This is a genomic window from Nocardioides sp., assembly GCF_047607365.1.
GTDB lineage: Bacteria > Actinomycetota > Actinomycetes > Propionibacteriales > Nocardioidaceae > Nocardioides.
Window position 1 is genome coordinate 19,580 of record NZ_JASGDD010000057.1, and the last position, 19,651, is coordinate 39,230.

General features: G+C 71.2%; 17 protein-coding genes and 1 tRNA gene. 16 read left to right on the plus strand and 2 right to left on the minus strand.

All coding sequences use genetic code 11. The features are described 5' to 3' along the window. Window positions 1–246 precede the first annotated feature (246 nt). The 6 genes from QM572_RS05085 to QM572_RS05110 are packed head-to-tail and all read left to right on the plus strand — an operon-like array spanning window position 247 to window position 5,023. Window positions 247–2,034: an ABC transporter ATP-binding protein gene (locus tag QM572_RS05085; protein ID WP_415090718.1), complete on the plus strand. Its 1,788-nt coding sequence runs from the start codon at window positions 247–249 to the stop codon at window positions 2,032–2,034. Beyond that, on the plus strand, window positions 2,031–3,833 hold the full coding sequence (locus tag QM572_RS05090) for an ABC transporter ATP-binding protein (protein ID WP_415090721.1): 1,803 nt from the start codon (window positions 2,031–2,033) through the stop codon (window positions 3,831–3,833). The genes QM572_RS05085 and QM572_RS05090 overlap by 4 nt, the downstream gene beginning before the upstream one ends. 7 nt (window positions 3,834–3,840) lie before the next feature. Continuing rightward, window positions 3,841–4,173, plus strand: coding sequence for a phosphoribosyl-AMP cyclohydrolase (hisI, locus tag QM572_RS05095; protein WP_415090723.1), 333 nt, complete (start codon window positions 3,841–3,843; stop codon window positions 4,171–4,173). Between the two features lie 25 nt (window positions 4,174–4,198). Next, complete coding sequence (locus tag QM572_RS05100) at window positions 4,199–4,402, plus strand: hypothetical protein (protein ID WP_415090725.1); 204 nt, start codon at window positions 4,199–4,201, stop codon at window positions 4,400–4,402. A gap of 10 nt (window positions 4,403–4,412) precedes the next feature. Further along, entirely contained in the window at window positions 4,413–4,607 is a 195-nt protein-coding gene (locus QM572_RS05105; protein WP_415090727.1) for an HGxxPAAW family protein, read from the plus strand. Then, entirely contained in the window at window positions 4,604–5,023 is a 420-nt protein-coding gene (locus QM572_RS05110; protein ID WP_415090729.1) for a DUF2752 domain-containing protein, read from the plus strand. Before QM572_RS05105 ends, QM572_RS05110 begins: the two co-directional genes overlap by 4 nt. Here QM572_RS05110 and QM572_RS05115 read toward each other — a convergent pair whose 3' ends face one another. After that, window positions 5,024–5,365 carry a DUF4190 domain-containing protein gene (locus tag QM572_RS05115; RefSeq protein WP_415090731.1) on the minus strand — a complete coding sequence of 114 codons (342 nt, stop codon included), beginning with the start codon at window positions 5,363–5,365 and terminating at the stop codon, window positions 5,024–5,026. A 126-nt stretch (window positions 5,366–5,491) separates the two neighbouring features. Here QM572_RS05115 and trpC point away from each other — a divergent pair, with 126 nt between their 5' ends. The 8 genes from trpC to pyk all read left to right on the plus strand — a co-directional run bounded on the left by trpC (window position 5,492) and on the right by pyk (window position 17,513). Beyond that, the gene (gene trpC / locus QM572_RS05120; RefSeq protein WP_415090733.1) at window positions 5,492–6,283 is read left to right on the plus strand and encodes an indole-3-glycerol phosphate synthase TrpC; all 792 of its coding nucleotides are present in this window, start codon (window positions 5,492–5,494) and stop codon (window positions 6,281–6,283) included. Continuing rightward, window positions 6,280–7,566, plus strand: coding sequence for a tryptophan synthase subunit beta (trpB, locus tag QM572_RS05125; RefSeq protein WP_415090735.1), 1,287 nt, complete (start codon window positions 6,280–6,282; stop codon window positions 7,564–7,566). Before trpC ends, trpB begins: the two co-directional genes overlap by 4 nt. Beyond that, the gene (trpA, locus tag QM572_RS05130; protein WP_415090737.1) at window positions 7,563–8,402 is read left to right on the plus strand and encodes a tryptophan synthase subunit alpha; all 840 of its coding nucleotides are present in this window, start codon (window positions 7,563–7,565) and stop codon (window positions 8,400–8,402) included. The genes trpB and trpA overlap by 4 nt, the downstream gene beginning before the upstream one ends. Next, window positions 8,386–9,000 carry an SCO family protein gene (locus QM572_RS05135; RefSeq protein WP_415090739.1) on the plus strand — a complete coding sequence of 205 codons (615 nt, stop codon included), beginning with the start codon at window positions 8,386–8,388 and terminating at the stop codon, window positions 8,998–9,000. Before trpA ends, QM572_RS05135 begins: the two co-directional genes overlap by 17 nt. Beyond that, window positions 8,997–9,896 carry a prolipoprotein diacylglyceryl transferase gene (lgt, locus tag QM572_RS05140; protein WP_415090741.1) on the plus strand — a complete coding sequence of 300 codons (900 nt, stop codon included), beginning with the start codon at window positions 8,997–8,999 and terminating at the stop codon, window positions 9,894–9,896. Before QM572_RS05135 ends, lgt begins: the two co-directional genes overlap by 4 nt. Window positions 9,897–9,969: 73 nt before the next feature. Continuing rightward, on the plus strand, window positions 9,970–14,538 hold the full coding sequence (gene gltB / locus QM572_RS05145) for a glutamate synthase large subunit (protein WP_415090743.1): 4,569 nt from the start codon (window positions 9,970–9,972) through the stop codon (window positions 14,536–14,538). After that, a complete protein-coding gene (locus QM572_RS05150) occupies window positions 14,531–16,015 on the plus strand; it encodes a glutamate synthase subunit beta (RefSeq protein ID WP_415090745.1) in 1,485 nt (494 codons plus the stop codon). The genes gltB and QM572_RS05150 overlap by 8 nt, the downstream gene beginning before the upstream one ends. Before the next feature lie 28 nt (window positions 16,016–16,043). Then, complete coding sequence (pyk, locus tag QM572_RS05155; RefSeq protein ID WP_415090747.1) at window positions 16,044–17,513, plus strand: pyruvate kinase; 1,470 nt, start codon at window positions 16,044–16,046, stop codon at window positions 17,511–17,513. Window position 17,514: 1 nt separating this feature from the next. Here pyk and QM572_RS05160 read toward each other — a convergent pair. Then, window positions 17,515–17,587: transfer RNA gene (locus tag QM572_RS05160), tRNA-Leu, on the minus strand. Between the two features lie 40 nt (window positions 17,588–17,627). Here QM572_RS05160 and QM572_RS05165 point away from each other — a divergent pair. Both QM572_RS05165 and QM572_RS05170 read left to right on the plus strand, forming a co-directional pair. Continuing rightward, complete coding sequence (locus QM572_RS05165) at window positions 17,628–18,233, plus strand: ANTAR domain-containing response regulator (RefSeq protein WP_415090749.1); 606 nt, start codon at window positions 17,628–17,630, stop codon at window positions 18,231–18,233. A 157-nt stretch (window positions 18,234–18,390) separates the two neighbouring features. Next, window positions 18,391–19,650: a branched-chain amino acid ABC transporter substrate-binding protein gene (locus tag QM572_RS05170; RefSeq protein ID WP_415090751.1), complete on the plus strand. Its 1,260-nt coding sequence runs from the start codon at window positions 18,391–18,393 to the stop codon at window positions 19,648–19,650. The last annotated feature ends 1 nt before the right edge of the window (window position 19,651 follow it).

Consider the following 19,651-nt stretch of genomic DNA (forward strand, 5'->3'; position numbering starts at 1 on the left):
GGGCGTGTTTATCCCCTAGGGCGTGTTGATCAATTCGGACGCCTGCTGCGCGTCGCCCAGCACGCGCCCTGGCGGCGTTGTCACTCGTCACGATGCCTCCGGCATCGCTCCTCGCTCCGCCTTGCCAGCGCACGCGCCGGACGCCGCTCGCGACGGCGCCGAATTGATCAACACACCCTAGGCGCGCTCGACCTCGACCGTATCCTCCCGCCGTCCGGTAGGTGAGGCTCGGTAGGGTCGATCCTCGTGGCTCGCTCCTCACCGTCCTCGACGAGAGCGACGACCTGGGACGGCCTCAAGGTGCTGGGCGTGGCGATCCGGCGGGAGCCCTGGATCTTCGCCGTCTCGACGATCGGCAGCGCCCTCTTCGGCGCGCTGACCGTCGCGGACGCGTGGGTGCTCGGCTGGTCCACCGACCACGTCCTGCTGCCCTACTTCGACGACGGACACGTCGGCGCGGGCCTCCTCGTCGCCGTCGCGGCGCTCTTCGTCGGCGTCGCCCTGCTGCGGGCGGTCGGCATCGTGGCGCGACGCCTCGGCGCGGGAGTCATGCAGTACCGCATGCAGGCCCACACCCGGCGCGAGGTGACGCGGCGCTATCTCGAGCTCCCTCTGGCGTGGCACCACCAGCACCCGACCGGCCAGCTGCTCTCCAATGCCAACTCCGACGTCGAGGCGGCGTGGTCTCCGATCGCGCCGCTGCCCATGGCGGTCGGCACGATCGTCATGATGGTCATCGCGGTCGTGCAGATGTTCGCCGCCGACCTCGTCCTCGCCCTCGTCGGCCTGCTCGTCTTCCCGGCCGTGATCCTGGCCAACCTCGCCTACCAGCGCTTCGCCAGCCCCCTGATGACGCGCGCCCAGCAGCTCCGCGCCGAGCTCTCCGAGGTCGCCCACGAGTCCTTCGACGGCGCGCTCGTCGTCAAGACCCTCGGCCGCGAGACGGAGGAGACCGCGCGGTTCGCCGCCAAGGCCGACCAGCTCCGTGACGTGAACATCCGCGCCGGCCGGATCCGCGCCGCCTTCGACCCCGCGATGGCCGCCCTGCCCAACCTCGGCGTCCTGGTCGTCCTCATCGTCGGTGTCGCCCGTGTCGGCGGCGGATCGACCGAGGCGGGCGACGTCGTCACGGTGGCCTACCTGCTCACCATCGTCAGCTTCCCGATCCGCTCGATCGGCTGGCTCCTGGGCGAGTTCCCGCGCAGCGTCGTCGGGTGGCGGCGCGTGACGGCCGTGCTCGAAGCGGAGGGGTCGACGGCGTACGGCGGAGCCTCGCTCGCCGTCGCCCGGACCGGCGCGGCCCTCGACGTGCGCGACGTCGCCTTCGCGTACGACGGCAGCCCGCCCGTCCTCGACGGCGTCACCTTCGACGTGGCGTCCGGCCGGACGACCGCCGTCGTCGGCGCCACCGCAGCCGGCAAGAGCACGCTGGCCACCCTGCTCGCCCGCCTCGTCGACCCCGACAGCGGCGCGATCGCGATCGACGGCACCGACCTCCGCGACCTCGCGCCGGGGGAGCTCGCCCGCGCCGTGGCGACCGTCCCGCAGACGGCGTTCCTCTTCGACGACACCGTCCGCGGCAACGTCACGCTGGGCGCCGACTTCTCCGACGAGGAGGTGTGGGCGGCGCTGCGGATCGCGCAGGCCGCGGAGTTCGTCGACGCGCTCCCGCAGCGGCTCGACACCCGCCTCGGCGAGCGCGGCACCTCGCTGTCGGGCGGGCAGCGGCAGCGGATCAGCCTCGCCCGCGCGCTCATCCGCCGCCCGCGGCTGCTCGTCCTCGACGACGCCACCAGCGCCGTCGACCCCGAGGTCGAGCAGCGCATCCTCGCCGGCCTGCGGGAGACCAGTGACAGCACGCTGGTGGTCGTCGCCTACCGCAAGGCCACGATCGGCTTGGCCGACGAGGTGGTCCACCTGCACGAGGGCCGGGTCGCGGATCGCGGCACGCATGCGCAGCTCCTCGAGCGGGACGCCGACTACGCCCGCTTGGTCAACGCCTACGAGGCCGAGCACGAGGGGGCCGGCGCGTGACCACGGTCGACACGGGTGCGGACATCGGGGCGATCGAGACCATCCGCCGCGGGATCCGGCACAGCCCCGAGCTCACCGAAGGCCTGCGCGGCACCCTCGCCCTCGCCGTGCTCGCCAGCGTCGGCCAGGTCGTCGTCCCCATCGCCGTCCAGCAGACGCTCGACCACGGCATCGGCGGCAGCGACGGGCGCGGCCCCGACGTGACCTTCACCGTCGTCGCGGCGGCGGTCTCGGCGCTGGCCATCGGCCTCACCGCGGCCGCCTCCTACGCCATGACCAGCCGGCTCTTCACCGTCAGCGAGCGCGGCCTGGCGAGCCTGCGGATCAAGGCCTTCCGGCACATCCACGAGCTCCCGATGCTCACCCAGAACACCGAGCGCCGCGGCGCACTGGTCTCCCGGGTGACGAGCGACGTCGACCAGATCAGCCAGTTCCTCGTCTTCGGCGGCCTGATCCTGGTCGTGAGCGCCGGCCAGATGCTCGTCGCGACCGTCGTCATGGCGGTCTACAGCTGGCCCCTGGCGCTCATGGTCTGGCTCTGCTTCGCCCCGCTCTTCTTCAGCATCCGCTGGTTCCAGCGCCGGCTCTCGGTCGCCTACACCCACGTCCGCCAGAGCATCGCGGTCATGCTCAGCGCGATCAGCGAGCCGGTCGTCGGCGCCGCCGTCGTCAAGGCGTACGCCGTCGAGGACCGCACCCAGCAGCGCATCGACGCCGCGATCGACGCCAACCGGGCGGCGCAGACCGGTGCGCAGAGCTACACCGTGCTCAGCTTCAGCCTCGGCGGGATCAGCGGCGGGCTGGCCAACGCGGGCGTGATCCTCGGAGGGATCTGGCTCGCCGCCCACACCGGCCTCCCCGGGGTCGGGGACACCACCAGCGGCAGGATCCTGGCCTTCGCCTTCCTGGTGAGCCTGTTCGTCAACCCCGTCCAGATGGGCACCCAGATCCTCACCGACGCCCAGAACGCCATCGCCAGCTGGCGGCGCGTCATCGGCGTCCTCGACACGCCCGCCGACCTCACCGACCCCGGCCCCGACGCCGCCACGCTGCCACGCGGCCCGATCGCTGTGGAGTTCGACCACGTCACCTTCGCCTACCCCGGTGGTGCCCCCGTCCTCCACGACCTCGACCTCCGCATCGAGCCGGGGACGCGCGTCGCCGTCGTCGGCGAGACGGGCTCGGGGAAGTCCACGATCGCCAAGCTCCTCACCCGGCTGATGGACCCCACCGATGGCGTCGTCCGCCTCGACGGCGTCGACCTGCGGGAGATCGGCCAGGCGAGCCTGCGCCGCGGCGTCGTCCTCGTGCCGCAGGAGGGCTTCCTCTTCGACGACACGCTCGCGGCCAACGCGCGGTACGGCGACCTCGACGCGACCGACGAGGACATCCTCGCCGCGGCGAGGACCCTCGGCCTCGATGGGTGGCTCGCCTCGCTGACGCTCGGCATCGCAACGCCGGTGGGACAGCGGGGGGAGTCGATGAGCGCGGGGGAGCGGCAGCTCGTCGCGCTGCTCCGCGCCCAGCTGGCGGACCCCGACCTGCTCGTGCTCGACGAGGCCACCAGCGCGGTCGACCCCCGCCTGGAGATGCGGATCAACCGCGCGCTCGAGCGCCTCATGGCCGGTCGCACCAGCGTCACGATCGCCCACCGCCTGAGCACCGCCGAGGCGGCCGACGAGGTGATCGTCGTCGACGCCGGGCGCATCGTCCAGCGCGGTCCCCACACCGAGCTCGTGACCCAGCCCGGGACGGCGTACGACCGGCTGCACCGCAGCTGGGTGGCGCAGCAGGGATAATGGAGCGGTGCTCGACCCCGACCTCGCCGCCCGACTCAAGCGCACCCCCGACGGCCTCGTGCCGGCCATCGTGCAGCAGCACGACACGGGGGAGGTGCTCATGCTCGCGTGGATGAACGACGAGGCGCTCGAGCGCACGCTCACCACCGGCCAGGGCACCTACTGGAGCCGCAGCCGGGGCGAGCTCTGGGTCAAGGGCGCCACCTCCGGCCACACCCAGGCCGTCAAGGAGGTCCGCCTCGACTGCGACGGCGACGCCCTGCTGCTCAAGGTCGACCAGGTCGACGGCGCCTGCCACACCGGCGACCGCACCTGCTTCGACGCGGACCAGCTCCTGTGACGCCCGAAGCGACGAGGGCCTGCTGATGGCCGACGCCGCCGGCCCGATCCTCATCGCCGTCGTCGCGCTGGTCGTCGTGATCGCGCTGTGGCGCCGCGGCCGCCGGGCCGACGAGTCGCGGACGCCCGGCGACCCCGCGGACACGAGGCCCGAGACCCCGCTGGACCTGTGGAGGGCCCTCGACGAGGGGCGCGACCCGACCGACGTGACGAACCCGGACGACCGTTAGGATCGGCACCATGGCTGACAATCACGGCAACACTCCCGCCGCCTGGACGGGCATCTCGATCGGTCTGCTCGGCTTCGTCATCGGCAGCGTCGGCCTGATGCTCTCCCCGGTGAGCTACCTCGTGTTCTGGATCGGCGTCGTCGTCACCCTGATCGGCCTCGCCGCCTACCTGATCCTGCCGCGCCTCGCCAGTGACTCGCATTGACTCTCACTGAGTCGCGAGCGGAGCGCCTGCGCGCTCCCGCGCTGACCATCGGCGGCCTCGCGGCCGCCACCCTCGCGCTGCACCTGCGCGACCCGCACGACCAGGGAGCGTGGGGCTTCTGCCCGCTCTACAAGGTCACGGGGATCTACTGCCCCGGCTGCGGCGGCCTGCGCGCGGTCAACGACCTGACCGACGGCCACGTCGGCCAGGCGCTGTCCAGCAACCTGCTCGTCACCGTCGGCATCCCGGTCGCCGTTGTGCTGCTCGCCCTGTGGTTCGTCAGCCGCTGGCGCGACCGCCCGCCGCCCCGGCTGCCCGACGAGTGGTCCCGGCGGGCGTGGACCGGGCTCGCCGCCGGCGCGCTGCTCTTCACGCTGCTGCGCAACACGCCGGCGGGCAGCTGGCTCGCCCCCTGATCAGGGAGAGGTCTCGAAGCCGCCGTTCGAGGCGACGATCGCGATCAGGATCGCGTAGCCGATGATCCCGACGACGGTCAGCACGACGGCGATGATGCCGAGGATCTTCCCTGCCTGGACGGTGCCACGGTTGCTGTAGGCCCCCGGGCGGGCGTCGATCTCCTTCAGCGCGTTGTTGCCCATCACCCACGACGCGATGCCGAAGGGCATGCAGCACACCAAGCCGATGATGCCGAAGACCAGGATCATCGTGCCCTTGGGATGCGGCTGCGGGAGGCCGCCGTACGCCGGCTGCTGGTCGCCCCACTGGGGCGGCGGGGGCGGAGGGGTTCCGTAGCTCATGCGACGTTCCTTTCGCTGGTCGCCTGGCCCGAGAGTGGCCAGAGCGGTGGCCCGAACCCTAGGGCATCTCCGAGACCGGAGGAATCGGTTCGTGGGCCACGACCGGGGCATGCCAGACTTGCCCCCATGGCTGGGACCGTGCTCGACGACATCCTCGCGGGCGTCCGCGAGGATCTCGGGGAGCGGCGCTCGGCCACCTCCGAGGCCGATCTGCGGGCCATGCTCGCCGACGTCGATCCGCCGCGCGACCCCCTTCCGCACCTGCGTACGCCGGGCAGCAGCGTCATCGCCGAGGTGAAGCGCCGCAGCCCCTCCAAGGGCGCGCTGGCCGACATCCCCGACCCGGCCGACCTGGCGTCGGCGTACGCGCGGGGAGGAGCGGGCGCGATCAGCGTGCTCACCGAGCGACGTCGCTTCGGCGGCAGCCTCGCGGACCTCGACGCCGTCCGCGCGGCCGTGGACACGCCGATCCTGCGCAAGGACTTCATCGTCGACGCGTATCAGCTCCTCGAGGCGCGTGCCCATGGCGCCGACCTCGCGCTCCTCATGGTGGCCAACTTCCCGGGCGACATCGATCGCCTGCGCTCGCTCTTCGAGCTCGCCGGCGAGCTGGGGCTGACGGCGCTCGTGGAGGTGCACGACGAGCGCGAGACCGAGATCGCCGTCGGCCTCGGGCCTGCGCTGATCGGCGTCAACGCGCGCAACCTCAAGACCCTCCAGGTCGACGCCGACGTCTTCGGCCGGCTCGCCCCGCTCATCCCCGACACCTGCGTCAAGGTGGCCGAGTCGGGGATCTTCACCCCCGTCGACGTCAAGCGGTTCGTCTCCGAGGGCGCCCGCGCCGTCCTCGTCGGCGAGGCGCTGGTCAAGGAGGGCGACCCCGAGGCCGCCGTACGCGCGATGACAGGACTCGAATGACGACCCACCTGAGCGAGACCACCAGCTTCGACGCCGACGCGCGCGGCTTCTTCGGCGGCTCCGCCGGCGGCTTCGGCGGGAAGTACATGCCCGAGGCCCTGATGCGCGCCCTGGACGAGATCGACGAGGCGTGGCAGGAGGCGAAGGCCGACCCGACCTTCGTCCGGGAGTTCGACGCGATCCTGCGCGACTACGCCAACCTGCCCTCGCCGCTCTACCACGCGCAGCGACTCTCCGAGACCGTCGGTCGCCGCATCCTGCTCAAGCGCGAGGACCTCAACCACACCGGCGCCCACAAGATCCGCAACGTCCTCGGCCAGGCGCTGCTCACCCGCCGGATGGGCAAGCGGAGGGTCATCGCCGAGACCGGCGCGGGGCAGCACGGCGTCGCCACGGCCACGGCGGCGGCGTACTTCGGCCTGGACTGCACGGTCTACATGGGCAAGGTCGACACCGAGCGGCAGGCCCTCAACGTCGCCCGGATGCAGCTGCTCGGCGCCGAGGTGATCCCGGTCGACACCGGCTCCGCAACGCTCAAGGACGCCATCAACGAGGCCTTCCGCGACTGGGTCGCCAACGTCGAGCACACCGCCTATCTCTTCGGCACCGCCGCCGGGCCGCACCCGTTCCCGACGCTGGTGCGCGACCTCACCCGCGGCATCGGCGACGAGGCGCGCGAGCAGGTGCTCCGGCAGTATGGCGGCCTGCCGGACGCCGTCGCCGCGTGCATCGGCGGAGGCTCCAACGCGATCGGCCTCTTCACCGCCTTCCTGGAGGACCCGGGCGTGCGGATCTACGGCTTCGAGGCCGGCGGCGACGGCTACGAGACCGGTCGCCACGCCGCCACGATCACGGCCAACGACGAGGGCGTCCTCCACGGCGCCCGCACCTACGTGCTGCAGGACGACGAGGGCCAGACCATCGAGTCGCACTCGATCAGCGCCGGCCTCGACTACCCCGGCGTCGGGCCGCAGCACGCGTGGCTCGCGAAGGCCGGCCGCGCCACCTACGAGCCGGTCACCGACGCGGAGGCCATGGACGCCTTCGCCCTCCTCGCCCGGACCGAGGGCATCATCCCCGCGATCGAGTCGGCCCACGCCGTCGCCGGCGCGCTCCGGATCGCGCCCACTTTCCCTGCGGGCGCGACGATCCTCGTCAACCTCAGCGGCCGGGGCGACAAGGATATGGGCACCGCCGTCGAGTGGTTCGGCCTGGGCCAGGCCAAGCCCGACGGCACGCCCGTCGCAGCGTCCGAGGAGCAGATCGCCGAGGGGGCGAAGTGACCGCGAGCAGTACGTCGGCGGCGTTCGCCTCGGCCAAGGCGGAGGGCCGCGCGGCGCTCGTCGGCTATCTGCCCGCCGGCTTCCCCGACGTCGACGGCGCGATCGAGGCGCTCAAGGCCATGGTCGAAGCGGGCTGCGACGTCATCGAGATCGGCCTGCCCTACAGCGATCCGGTGATGGACGGCCCGGTCATCCAGGCCGCCGCCCAGCAGGCGCTCGACGGCGGGGTGCGGATCAAGGACGTGCTCCGCACCGTCGAGGCCGTCGCCGCGACCGGCACGCCGACGCTGGTGATGACCTACTGGAACCCCGTGGAGGCCTACGGTCGCGAAGCAGGCCGTAGGAATGGACACAGGGGGGTGGAGCGGTTCGCGCGGGACCTGGCGTCCGCCGGGGGAGCGGGGCTGATCACGCCCGACATCACCCCCGACTACGCCGAGGCCTGGATCGCCGCCGCGGACGCCCACGACCTCGACAAGGTCTTCCTCGTCTCGCCGTCGAGCACCGACGAGCGGATCGCGATGACCACGGCCGCCAGCCGCGGGTTCGTCTACGCCACCGGAGTCATGGGCGTCACCGGCGGCAAGCAGGCGACCGCCGACGTCGTCGGGCCGCTCATCGCGCGGACCAAGGCCACGACGTCCCTCCCTGTCGGGGTGGGAGTGGGTGTCAGCACCGGCGCCCAGGCGGCCGAGCTCGGCAAGCTGGCCGACGGCGTCATCGTCGGCACGGCGTTCGTGCGCACCCTCCTGTCGAACGGCGCCGACCGGTCCGCGGGGCTCGGGGCGCTGCGCGCGCTCACCGAGGAGCTGGCTGCTGGTGTTCGCGGGCGCTAGTCGAGGGCTCGCCCTCGTCGCTTCGCTCCTCGTGCTCGCCGGATGCGGCGGAGGCGGGTCGTCGAGCGCGTTCACGGGGATCACCCATGCCCCCTACAGCGTGTCCGACGTCGCGCTGCAGGACACCGACGGCACGTCGTACGCGCTGACGGAGGCCGACAAGCCCCTCACGCTGGTCTTCTTCGGCTACACCCACTGCGACGACTACTGTCCGCTGGTGATGAACAACCTCTCGGTGGCGCTCAGCCGGCTCTCGAAGGCCGATCGCGAGGACGTCGACCTCGTGTTCGTCACCAGCGATCCCGCGCGCGACACCGGGCCGGTGCTGCGGAAGTACCTCGACCGCTACGGCTCCGGCTTCGTCGGCCTGACCGGCGAGCTCGACGACATCGTCGCCGTCGCGAGATCCCTGGCCGTCAGCGTCGACGACGGCACCAAGCTGCCCGACGGCGGCTACGACCTGACCTCGCACAGCACGACCATCACCGCGCTCGGCCCCGACCACACCTCCACCGTCCTGTGGGACATGGAGACCTCCTCGGCCGAGTTCGCCGCCGACTTCACCGCGATCCTGCACGGAAAGGCCCCGCTCTCGTGACGCCGCTCATGACCCTCCTCGCCATCCCCAGCCCGAGCAGCGGCGTCTGGCACCTCGGCCCGATCCCGATCCGCGGCTACGCGCTGTGCATCGTCCTCGGCATCATCGCCTCGATCTGGCTCTCCGAGCGCCGCTGGGCCAGGCGTGGCGGCACGTCCGGCGAGATCACCGACATCGCGCTGTGGGCGGTGCCGTTCGGCATCGTCGGCGCCCGGCTCTACCACGTCGCCACCGACCACGACCTCTACTTCGGTCCCGGCCGCAGCGCGTGGGACATCCTCTACGTCTGGCACGGCGGGCTGGGCATCTGGGGAGCCGTGGGCGGGGGAGCGCTCGGCGCGTGGCTCGGCGCCCGCTCCAAGCGGATCCTGTTCGCGACGCTCGCCGACACGGTCGCGCCGACCCTGCTGATCGCCCAGGCACTCGGACGCTGGGGCAACTGGTTCAACCAGGAGCTCTACGGCAAGCCGACCGACCTGCCGTGGGGGCTGACCATCGACCGGGCCCACTTCTCCGACGCCTACCTCGCCTCGCTGCCCGCCGGCACCGACCCGCCGGAGACGGCCACCTTCCACCCGACGTTCCTCTACGAGTGCCTCTGGAACCTGCTGGCGTTCGCCCTGATCCTGTGGCTGGAGCGACGCTTCCGGATCGGCTACGGCCGGGTGATGGCGCTCTACGTGATGCTCTACTGCGCCGGCCGCGGCTGGATCGAGTCGCTCCGGATCGACGACGTCGAGCTCAACGACGTGCTCGGCCTGAGGTTCAACGTGTGGACCTCCATCGTGCTGTTCGCCGCCGCGGCGGCGTACTTCGTCTGGAGCCTCCGCAGGCATCCCGGACGGGAGGAGAGTGTCTATCGGGATGCGGAGCCTGTTCACACGGTGGTAACGTAACGCTTCGCGCCTGGGCCAAAGCCGTCCCACCTGCACGACCACACGGACGACGACCCGATCAGGAGATCTTCCTGTGCCCTACCAGCACTCGTTCCCGGCAGCCCAGGGTCTGTACGACCCCCGTTTCGAGCGTGACGCCTGCGGTGTCGCCTTCGTCGCCACGCTGACCGGCGTCCCCAGCCACGAGATCGTCGCGCAGGGCATCACCGCCCTCGAGAACCTCGACCACCGCGGCGCCGCCGGCGCCGAGGTCAACTCCGGTGACGGCGCCGGCATCCTCCTCCAGGTGCCCGACGCGTTCCTGCGCGCCGTGGCCTCCGAGAGCGGGCTCGGCGAGCTCCCCCCCGCGGGCGCGTACGCCGTCGGCACGGCGTTCCTGCCCGGCGAGCCGGACCACGTCGCCAAGACCAAGGCGCAGATCGAGCAGGTCGCCGCCGAGGAGGGCCTGGAGGTCCTCGGGTGGCGGGTCGTCCCGGTCGAGCCCGCGACGCTCGGCCCGACGGCGCTGGCCGTCATGCCGGCCTTCGAGCAGCTCTTCGTGGCCGCCGCCGGCTCCCGCCAGACGGGCCTCGCGCTGGAGCGGCTGGCGTTCTGCCTGCGCCGCCGCGTCGAGAGCGAGACCGACGCCTACTTCCCGTCGCTGTCGAGCCGCACCCTGATCTACAAGGGCATGCTCACCACCTCGCAGCTGGCCGAGGTCTTCCCGGACCTGCGCGACGAGCGGATGGCGTCGGCGATCGCGGTCGTGCACTCCCGGTTCTCGACCAACACCTTCCCGAGCTGGCCGCTGTCGCACCCGTTCCGGTTCATCGCCCACAACGGCGAGATCAACACCGTCATGGGCAACCGCAACTGGATGCGCGCCCGCGAGGCGCTGCTCGAGTCCGACGTCATCCCCGGCGACCTCGAGCGGCTGTTCCCGATCTGCACCACCGGCGCCTCGGACTCGGCGAGCTTCGACGAGGTGCTCGAGCTGCTCCACCTCGGCGGCCGCAGCCTCCCGCACTCGGTGCTCATGATGATCCCCGAGGCGTGGGAGAACCACGCCGAGATGGACCCCAAGCGCCGTGCCTTCTACGAGTTCCACTCCACGCTCATGGAGCCGTGGGACGGTCCCGCCAACGTCGTCTTCACCGACGGCACCCAGGTCGGCGCCGTGCTCGACCGCAACGGCCTGCGCCCGGGCCGCTTCTGGGTCACCGACGACGGCCTGGTCGTCTACGCCTCGGAGGCCGGGGTCCTGGACCACATCGACCCCGCCACGGTGGTGCGCAAGGGACGGATGCAGCCGGGCCGGATGTTCCTCATCGACACCGAGGAGCACCGGATCATCGAGGACGACGAGATCAAGGACCAGCTCGCCTCCGAGCAGCCCTACGACGAGTGGCTGCACGCCGGGCTGATCAAGCTCGAGCAGATCCCCGACCGCGAGCACATCATCCACTCGCACGCCTCGGTCACCCGCCGCCAGCAGGTCTTCGGCTACACCGAGGAGGAGCTGCGCGTCATCCTCACGCCGATGGCCAACACCGGGGCGGAGCCGCTCGGCTCGATGGGCACCGACGCGCCGATCGCGGCGCTGTCGAGCAAGCCACGACTGATCTTCGACTACTTCGCCCAGCTCTTCGCGCAGGTGACCAACCCGCCGCTGGACGCGATCCGCGAGGAGCTCGTGACGAGCCTCAACGGCTCGATCGGCCCGGAGTCCAACCTGCTCGACCCCGGCCCGGCGTCGTGCCGCCAGATCGTGCTGCCCTTCCCGGTCATCTCCAACGACGACCTGGTGAAGATCCGGCACATCAACCGCGACGGCGACCACGCCGGCTTCGTCACCCACGTCTCCCGGGGCCTCTACCCCGTCGAGGGCGGTGGCGCCGCCATGGCGGCCCGCCTGGAGGAGATCTGCGCCGAGGTCAGCGAGGCGATCGCCGGAGGCGCCCGGATCGTCGTGCTCTCCGACCGTCACTCGACGGCCGAGCTCGCGCCCATCCCGTCGCTGCTGCTCACCGCCGCGGTGCACCACCACCTCGTGCGGGAGAAGACCCGCACCCAGGTCGGGCTCCTCATCGAGGCCGGCGACGTGCGCGAGGTCCACCACATCGCGCTGCTCTGCGGGTTCGGCGCCGCCGCGGTCAACCCCTACCTCGCGATGGAGTCCGTCGAGGACCTCGCCCGCGAGGCCTACTACGTCAAGGTCGAGCCCGAGGTGGCGGTCAAGCACCTCATCAAGGCGCTCGGCAAGGGTGTCCTCAAGGTCATGTCGAAGATGGGAGTGAGCACCCTGTCGTCGTACACGGGCGCCCAGCTCTTCGAGTGCGTCGGCCTCTCCCAGGAGGTGGTCGACAAGTACTTCACCGGCACCTCCTCCAAGCTCGGCGGCGTCGGCCTCGACGTCATCGCCGAGGAGGTCGCGCTGCGCCATGCGCGGGCCTACCCGCGCGACGGCGTGGGCGCCGCCCACCGCGAGCTCGAGATCGGCGGGGAGTACCAGTGGCGTCGCGAGGGCGAGCCGCACCTGTTCGATCCCGAGACGGTCTTCCGGCTCCAGCACGCCACCCGCCAGGGCCGCTACGACATCTTCAAGCAGTACACCTCGCGCGTCGACGAGCAGTCCGAGCGGCTGATGACGCTCCGCGGCCTGTTCAAGTTCAAGGACGCGAGCGCGACCGGCCGCGAGCCGATCTCGATCGACGAGGTCGAGCCGGCGAGTGAGATCGTCAAGCGCTTCTCGACCGGCGCGATGTCGTACGGCTCCATCTCCATGGAGGCGCACGAGACCCTCGCGATCGCGATGAACCGGCTCGGCGCCAAGTCCAACACCGGCGAGGGCGGCGAGGACCCTGAGCGGCTCTACGACCCCGAGCGGCGCTCGGCGATCAAGCAGGTCGCCTCCGGCCGGTTCGGCGTCACCAGCGAGTACCTCGCCAACGCCGACGACATCCAGATCAAGATGGCCCAGGGCGCCAAGCCCGGCGAGGGCGGTCAGCTGCCCGGCCACAAGGTCTACCCGTGGGTTGCGAAGACGCGGCACTCGACGCCCGGCGTCGGCCTGATCAGCCCGCCGCCGCACCACGACATCTACTCGATCGAGGATCTCGCCCAGCTGATCCACGACCTCAAGAACGCCAACCGCGAGGCGCGCGTCCACGTCAAGCTGGTCGCCGAGGTCGGGGTCGGCACGGTCGCCGCCGGCGTCTCCAAGGCGCATGCGGACGTCGTCCTCATCTCGGGTCACGACGGCGGCACCGGCGCGTCCCCGCTGACGAGCCTCAAGCACGCGGGCGGCCCCTGGGAGCTCGGTCTCGCCGAGGCTCAGCAGACCCTGCTGCTCAACGGCCTGCGGGACCGGATCGTGGTCCAGACCGACGGACAGCTCAAGACCGGCCGCGACGTGATCATCGCCGCCCTGCTCGGCGCGGAGGAGTACGGCTTCGCCACCGCTCCGCTCGTCGTCAGCGGCTGCATCCTGATGCGGGTCTGCCACCTCGACACCTGCCCGGTCGGCGTCGCCACGCAGAACCCCGTGCTCCGCGAGCGATTCTCCGGCAAGCCGGAGTTCGTCGAGAACTTCTTCCTGTACCTCGCCGAGGAGGTGCGCGAGCACCTCGCCGCGCTCGGCTTCCGCAGCCTCGACGAGGCCATCGGCCAGGTCGACGTCCTCGACGCGCGCGACGCGATCGACCACTGGAAGGCGTCCGGGCTCGACCTGGCACCCGTCTTCCACAAGGTCGAGCTGCCCGAGCAGTTCGCCGACCAGGACCTGCGCCACACCAAGGCGCAGGACCACGCGCTGGAGAAGTCGCTCGACCTCACCACCCTGCTGCCCCTGGTCCAGCCGGCGCTCGAGAGCGGCGAGCCGGTGCGCGCGCAGCTCCCGATCCGCAACATCAACCGGACCGTCGGCACCATCGTCGGCAACGAGGTCACCAAGCGCTACCGCGGCGAGGGCCTGCCCGACGGCACGATCGACCTCACCTTCATCGGCGCGGCCGGCCAGTCGTTCGGCGCCTTCCTCCCGCGCGGCGTGACGCTGCGCCTCGAGGGCGACGGCAACGACTACGTCGGCAAGGGCCTCTCGGGCGGCCGGATCATCATCCGGCCCGACCGCGCGGCGACCTTCGCGTCCAACGAGCAGATCATCGCCGGCAACACGCTGGCCATCGGCGCCACCTCGGGTGAGATCTTCGTCCGCGGCGGCGTGGGGGAGCGCTGCTGCGTGCGCAACTCCGGCGCGACCGTCGTGACCGAGGGCGTGGGCGACCACGGCTGCGAGTACATGACCGGCGGCCGCGTCGTCGTCCTCGGCAAGACCGGCCGCAACTTCGCGGCCGGCATGTCGGGCGGCTACGCCTTCGTGCTCGACTTCAAGGAGATCCGGCTCAACGGCGAGCTGGTCGAGACCGGCCCGGTCCCGGAGAGGTACGCCGACGAGCTGCTCGATCTCGTCCGCCGTCATGCCGAGGAGACCGGCTCGGACGTCGCCGAGGCGCTGCTGGCCGACTGGGCCGCCGCGCTGACGCGCTTCACGTTCATCATTCCCAGCGACTACAAGCGCGTCGTCGAGGCCCGGGAGGAGGCCCTCGAGGAGGGCCTGTCCGAGGACGAGGCCGCCGCGCGCATTATGGAGGTGCTCCATGGCTGACCCGAAGGGCTTCCTGAAGGCCGGGCGACAGGTCGCGACGCGGCGCGTCGTGGAGGAGCGGCTCAAGGACTGGAACGAGGTCTACCCGGACGGCATCGGCCGGGCGCTGCTGCCGATCATCAACACCCAGGCGAGCCGCTGCATGGACTGCGGCATCCCGTTCTGCCACCAGGGCTGCCCGCTGGGCAACATCATCCCCGAGTGGAACGACCTCACCTGGCGCGACGACTGGGAGGGCGCGATCGAGCGCCTGCACGCGACCAACAACTTCCCCGAGTTCACCGGCCGACTCTGCCCGGCGCCGTGCGAGACCGCCTGCGTGCTCGGCATCAACCAGGACCCGGTGACGATCAAGAACATCGAGGTCTCGATCATCGACCGCGCCTGGGAGTCCGGGCTGGTCCGGCCGCAGGCGCCGGAGTGGCTCTCGGGCAAGACGGTGGCCGTCATCGGCTCCGGTCCGGCGGGCCTGGCGACCGCGCAGCAGCTCACCCGCGCGGGCCACACCGTCGCGGTCTACGAGCGCGCCGACGCCATCGGCGGGCTGATGCGCTACGGCATCCCCGAGTTCAAGATGGAGAAGAAGCACCTCGACCGGCGCCTGGACCAGATGCGTCGCGAAGGCACCGTCTTCCGCACCGGCGTCGACGTCGGTGGCGCGCTGTCCGGCGAGGACCTGCGGAGCCGGTACGACGCCGTCGTCCTCGCCATCGGGGCGTGCGAGCCTCGCGACCTGCCGGCGCCGGGCCGCGAGCTCAAGGGCATCCACCAGGCGATGGAGTTCCTGCCGCAGGCCAACCGCTTCGCGCTGGGGGAGAAGGTCGAGGACCAGATCGTCGCGACCGGCAAGCACGTCGTCATCATCGGCGGCGGCGACACCGGCGCGGACTGCCTGGGCACGTCGCTGCGCCAGGGCGCGGCCTCGGTGACCCAGCTCGAGATCATGCCGCGGCCCTCGGACTCCGACGGCAGGGCGCTCAACCGCCCGGCGGGCCAGCCGTGGCCGACGTACCCCATGCTCTACCGCGTCTCCTCGGCGCACGAGGAGGGCGGCGAGCGGGTCTACGCGGTCAACACCAAGGAGTTCCTCGGCGACGACGAGGGCAACGTCCGCGCGCTCAGGCTGGTCGAGGTCGAGTTCGTCGAGGGCCGGCTGACCGAGATCGAGGGCACCGAGCGCGAGATCCCCGCCGACCTCGTGCTCTTCGCGATGGGCTTCCTCGGCCCGGAGCGGCCCGGACTGCTCGAGCAGCTCGGGGTCGAGCTCGACGGCCGGGGCAACGTCGTGCGCGACGCCGCCTTCGAGACGTCGGTCCCCGGGGTCTTCGTGGCCGGCGACGCCGGCCGCGGGCAGTCGCTGATCGTGTGGGCGATCGCCGAGGGTCGTGCGGCCGCCTCCGCGGTCGACCGGTTCCTCACGGGCTCGACCACCCTGCCGGCGCCGATCCGGCCGACCGACCGACCGCTGATGGTGTGATCGATCCAACCGAGTAGGGTGTGCCTACGTGAGGCGCGCCAAGATCGTATGCACCCTCGGACCGGCAACGGAGTCGGAACGGCGGATCAAGGAGCTGGTCTACGCCGGCATGGACATCGCCCGGCTCAACATGAGCCACGGCGGCCATGAGGAGCACGCGAGTCGCTACCGCTGGGTCCGTGCCGCCGCCGACGCCAGCGGCAAGGGCGTCGGCATCCTGGCCGACCTCCAGGGCCCGAAGATCCGGCTCGAGCGGTTCCGCCCGACGGCCGACGGCTCCAAGTGGTTCCTGCGCCGCGGCCAGTCCTGGGTGATCACGACGCGCGACGTGCTGGGCGACGACACGATCTGCGGCACGACGTACAAGGGCCTGCCCGGCGACGTGAAGGTCGGCGACATGCTGCTCGTCGACGACGGCAAGCTGCGGCTGCGCGTCACCGGCGTGACCGACGGGACCGACGTGCACGTCGAGGTGCTGATCGGGGGACCGGTCAGCGACAACAAGGGGATCAACCTCCCCGGCGTCGCGGTCTCCGTGCCGGCGCTCAGCGAGAAGGACGTCGAGGACCTGCGCTTCGCGCTGCGTCTCGGCGTCGACTACGTCGCCCTGTCGTTCGTGCGCAACGCGGCGGACGCCGACGACGTGCGCGCGATCATGCGCGAGGAGGGGCGCACCGTGCCCGTCATCGCCAAGATCGAGAAGCCGCAGGCGATCGACAACCTCGACGAGGTGATCCAGGCGTTCGACGCGTTCATGGTCGCCCGCGGCGACCTCGGCGTGGAGTGTCCGCTCGAGGAGGTGCCCTTCCTGCAGAAGCGGATCATCGAGAAGGCCCGGCGCAACGCGAAGCCGGTCATCGTGGCCACCCAGATGCTCGACTCGATGATCTCCAGCCCGTCGCCGACCCGGGCCGAGACCTCCGACGTCGCCAACGCCGTCCTCGACGGCGCCGACGCGGTGATGCTCTCGGCCGAGACCTCGGTCGGGGACTACCCCGTGCACACCGTCGAGACGATGGCCCGCATCGTCACCGCCACCGAGGGGCACGCCTTTGAGGACGGCAACGCGCTCGCGCCGCTGGTGTGGGATCCGCACACCAAGGGCGGCATCATCGCCAAGGCCGCCGAGGAGGTCGCGGAGCGGGTCGGGGCGAAGTACCTCGTCGCGTTCACCGCGACCGGCGACTCCGCCCGCCGGCTCTCGCGCCTGCGCGGCGTGATCCCCATGCTCGCCTTCACTCCGTCGGCCTCCACCCGCTCTCAGCTGGCGCTGAGCTGGGGGATCGAGACCTTCAAGGTCGACACCGTCGAGCACACCGACGAGATGGTCCGCCAGATCGACGAGGCGCTGCTCCAGGTGGGGCGGGTCGAGGAGGGCGATCTGGTCGTCGTCATCGCCGGCGCCCCGCCCGGCATCCCCGGCTCCACCAACGCCCTGCGCATCCACCGGATGGGCGACGCGATCAACGAGGTCGCCCCCGCCTACCGCAGAACCTGAGTGCCCCGGGTGAGATTCGAACTCACACTGAATGGGTTTTGAATCCATGGCCTCTGCCATTGGGCTACCGGGGCGTTCTGAGCGCCTCAGCCTAGCGGGTACTACCCTTCTCCCGTGAGCCAGAGCCCCACGCGCCGGACCGTCGTCATCGCCGAGGACGAGGTGCTGATCCGCATGGACCTGGCGGAGATGCTGGCCGAGGAGGGGTACGACGTCGTCGGCCAGGCCGGGGACGGCCAGGCGGCCATCGACCTGGCCACGGAGCACACGCCGGACCTGGTCATCCTCGACGTGAAGATGCCGGTCCTCGACGGGATCGCGGCCGCCGAGGCGATCGCCCGGCAGCGGCTGGCGCCGGTCGTGATGCTCACCGCCTTCAGCCAGCGCGAGCTGGTCGAGCGCGCGCGGGACGCCGGCGCGATGGCGTACCTCGTCAAGCCCTTCACGGCGTCGGACCTCGTGCCGGCGATCGAGCTCGCGGTCAGCCGCTTCCAGGAGCTGGCGCAGCTCGAGGCCGAGGTCGCCGGGCTCACCGAGCGGCTCGAGACCCGCAAGGCCGTCGACCGCGCGAAGGGCGTCCTGCAGGCCCAGCTCAAGCTCTCCGAGCCCGAGGCCTTCCGCTGGATCCAGAAGACGGCGATGGACCTCCGGCTGTCGATGCGCCAGGTCGCCGACGGCGTGATCGAGCACGGTCCGGGCGTCGCCTCCGCCGACCGTTGACGCGCCGGGATTACGTCTTGGTTTCGGACCGTTACCGACGCGCCAGGGTCGTTGACACCGCCTGCCCGGACTTCTAGGTTCACGCTCAACCAGCTTCGCCGTGCCCAGAGGGTGGCACACCGGCATCCCCGCCGACGAGGCAGTTGAGAGGACACGAATGAACACGCGCATCAAGGCGATCGCCGCTCTGGCGACCGCGGCGGCCACCGCCCTGACTGTCACGGCCTGTGGCTCCAGCGACTCCGCCGGTGGCGGCGGTGGCGGGGACACGCTGGTCATCGGCGTCGACCTCCCGTTCACGGGTTCGTCCCAGACCGCCTCGGACTCCACCTGGGACGCGATGAACCAGTACCTCGACTCGATCGACGGCAAGGCCGGGGACTACACGATCAAGCTGAAGAAGTACGACGACGCCACCGCCGCCGCCGGCAAGTGGGACGAGGCGCAGTGCGCGGCCAACGCCGACGACCACCTCGCCAACCTCGACGAGATCGCCGTGATGGGCACCTACAACTCGGGCTGCGCCGCCATCGAGATCCCGGCCATCAACGGCGGCGAGGACCCGCTGTTCATGGTCTCGCACGCCAACACCGCGGTCGGCCTGACCAAGAAGTGGGACACCGGCGAGCCGGACAAGTACTACCCGAGCGGCGTCCGCACCTACGCCCGCGTCGTCACCACCGACGACTACCAGGGCAAGGCCGGTGCGCAGTTCGCCATCCAGGACCAGGGCGTGACCAACTGCCTCGTCCTCGACGACACCGAGGTCTACGGCAAGGGCGTCGCCTCGACCTTCGCGGCCGAGGCCAAGGCCGAGGGCATCAAGTACTCGACCCAGGCGTGGGACGGCAAGGCGACCAACTACAACGCCCTGTTCAGCAAGGCGAAGGCCGACGGCGTGGACTGCGTCTACTTCGGTGGCGTGTTCGACAACAACGGCGCCCAGCTGATCAAGGACAAGGTGAGCATCCTCGGCGACAACTCCACGGTGAAGCTCTTCGCCCCCGACGGCTGGACCGGGTACACCGACACCCTCGACACCATGCCCGAGGCCGAGGGCATGTTCACCACCTTCCCGGGTCTGCCGCTCAGCGACATCGCCAAGACCGAGAAGGGCGGCGCGTTCCTCACCGCCTACAAGGAGGCCCACGGCGGCGCCGACCCGGCCAACTCCTACGCCATCTACGGCGTCCAGGCCCTCCAGGTGATCCTGGCGGCGATCGAGGCCTCCGACGGCACCCGTGCCGGCGTCCTCGACGCCTTCCACGACGGGATCACGATCAGCGCCGACGACGCCATCCTCGGCAAGGAGATCGCCATCGACGGCGAGACCGGTGACGTCAACGCGGTCGACATGACCGTCCAGAAGACCACCGGCGGCGCTGAGACGACCTTCAAGGGCTGGCCGGTCTCCTGAC

Excerpts from the sequence above, each read along its gene's own strand:
- QM572_RS05100 (WP_415090725.1), top strand. The coding sequence starts at position 4,199 with ATGGCCGACGCCGCCGGCCCGATCCTCATCGCCGTCGTCGCGCTGGTC.
- QM572_RS05105 (WP_415090727.1), top strand. The coding sequence starts at position 4,413 with ATGGCTGACAATCACGGCAACACTCCCGCCGCCTGGACGGGCATCTCG.
- QM572_RS05115 (WP_415090731.1), bottom strand. The coding sequence starts at position 5,365 with ATGAGCTACGGAACCCCTCCGCCCCCGCCGCCCCAGTGGGGCGACCAG.
- trpC (WP_415090733.1), top strand. The coding sequence starts at position 5,492 with ATGGCTGGGACCGTGCTCGACGACATCCTCGCGGGCGTCCGCGAGGAT.
- trpB (WP_415090735.1), top strand. The coding sequence starts at position 6,280 with ATGACGACCCACCTGAGCGAGACCACCAGCTTCGACGCCGACGCGCGC.
- QM572_RS05150 (WP_415090745.1), top strand. The coding sequence starts at position 14,531 with ATGGCTGACCCGAAGGGCTTCCTGAAGGCCGGGCGACAGGTCGCGACG.
- QM572_RS05170 (WP_415090751.1), top strand. The coding sequence starts at position 18,391 with ATGAACACGCGCATCAAGGCGATCGCCGCTCTGGCGACCGCGGCGGCC.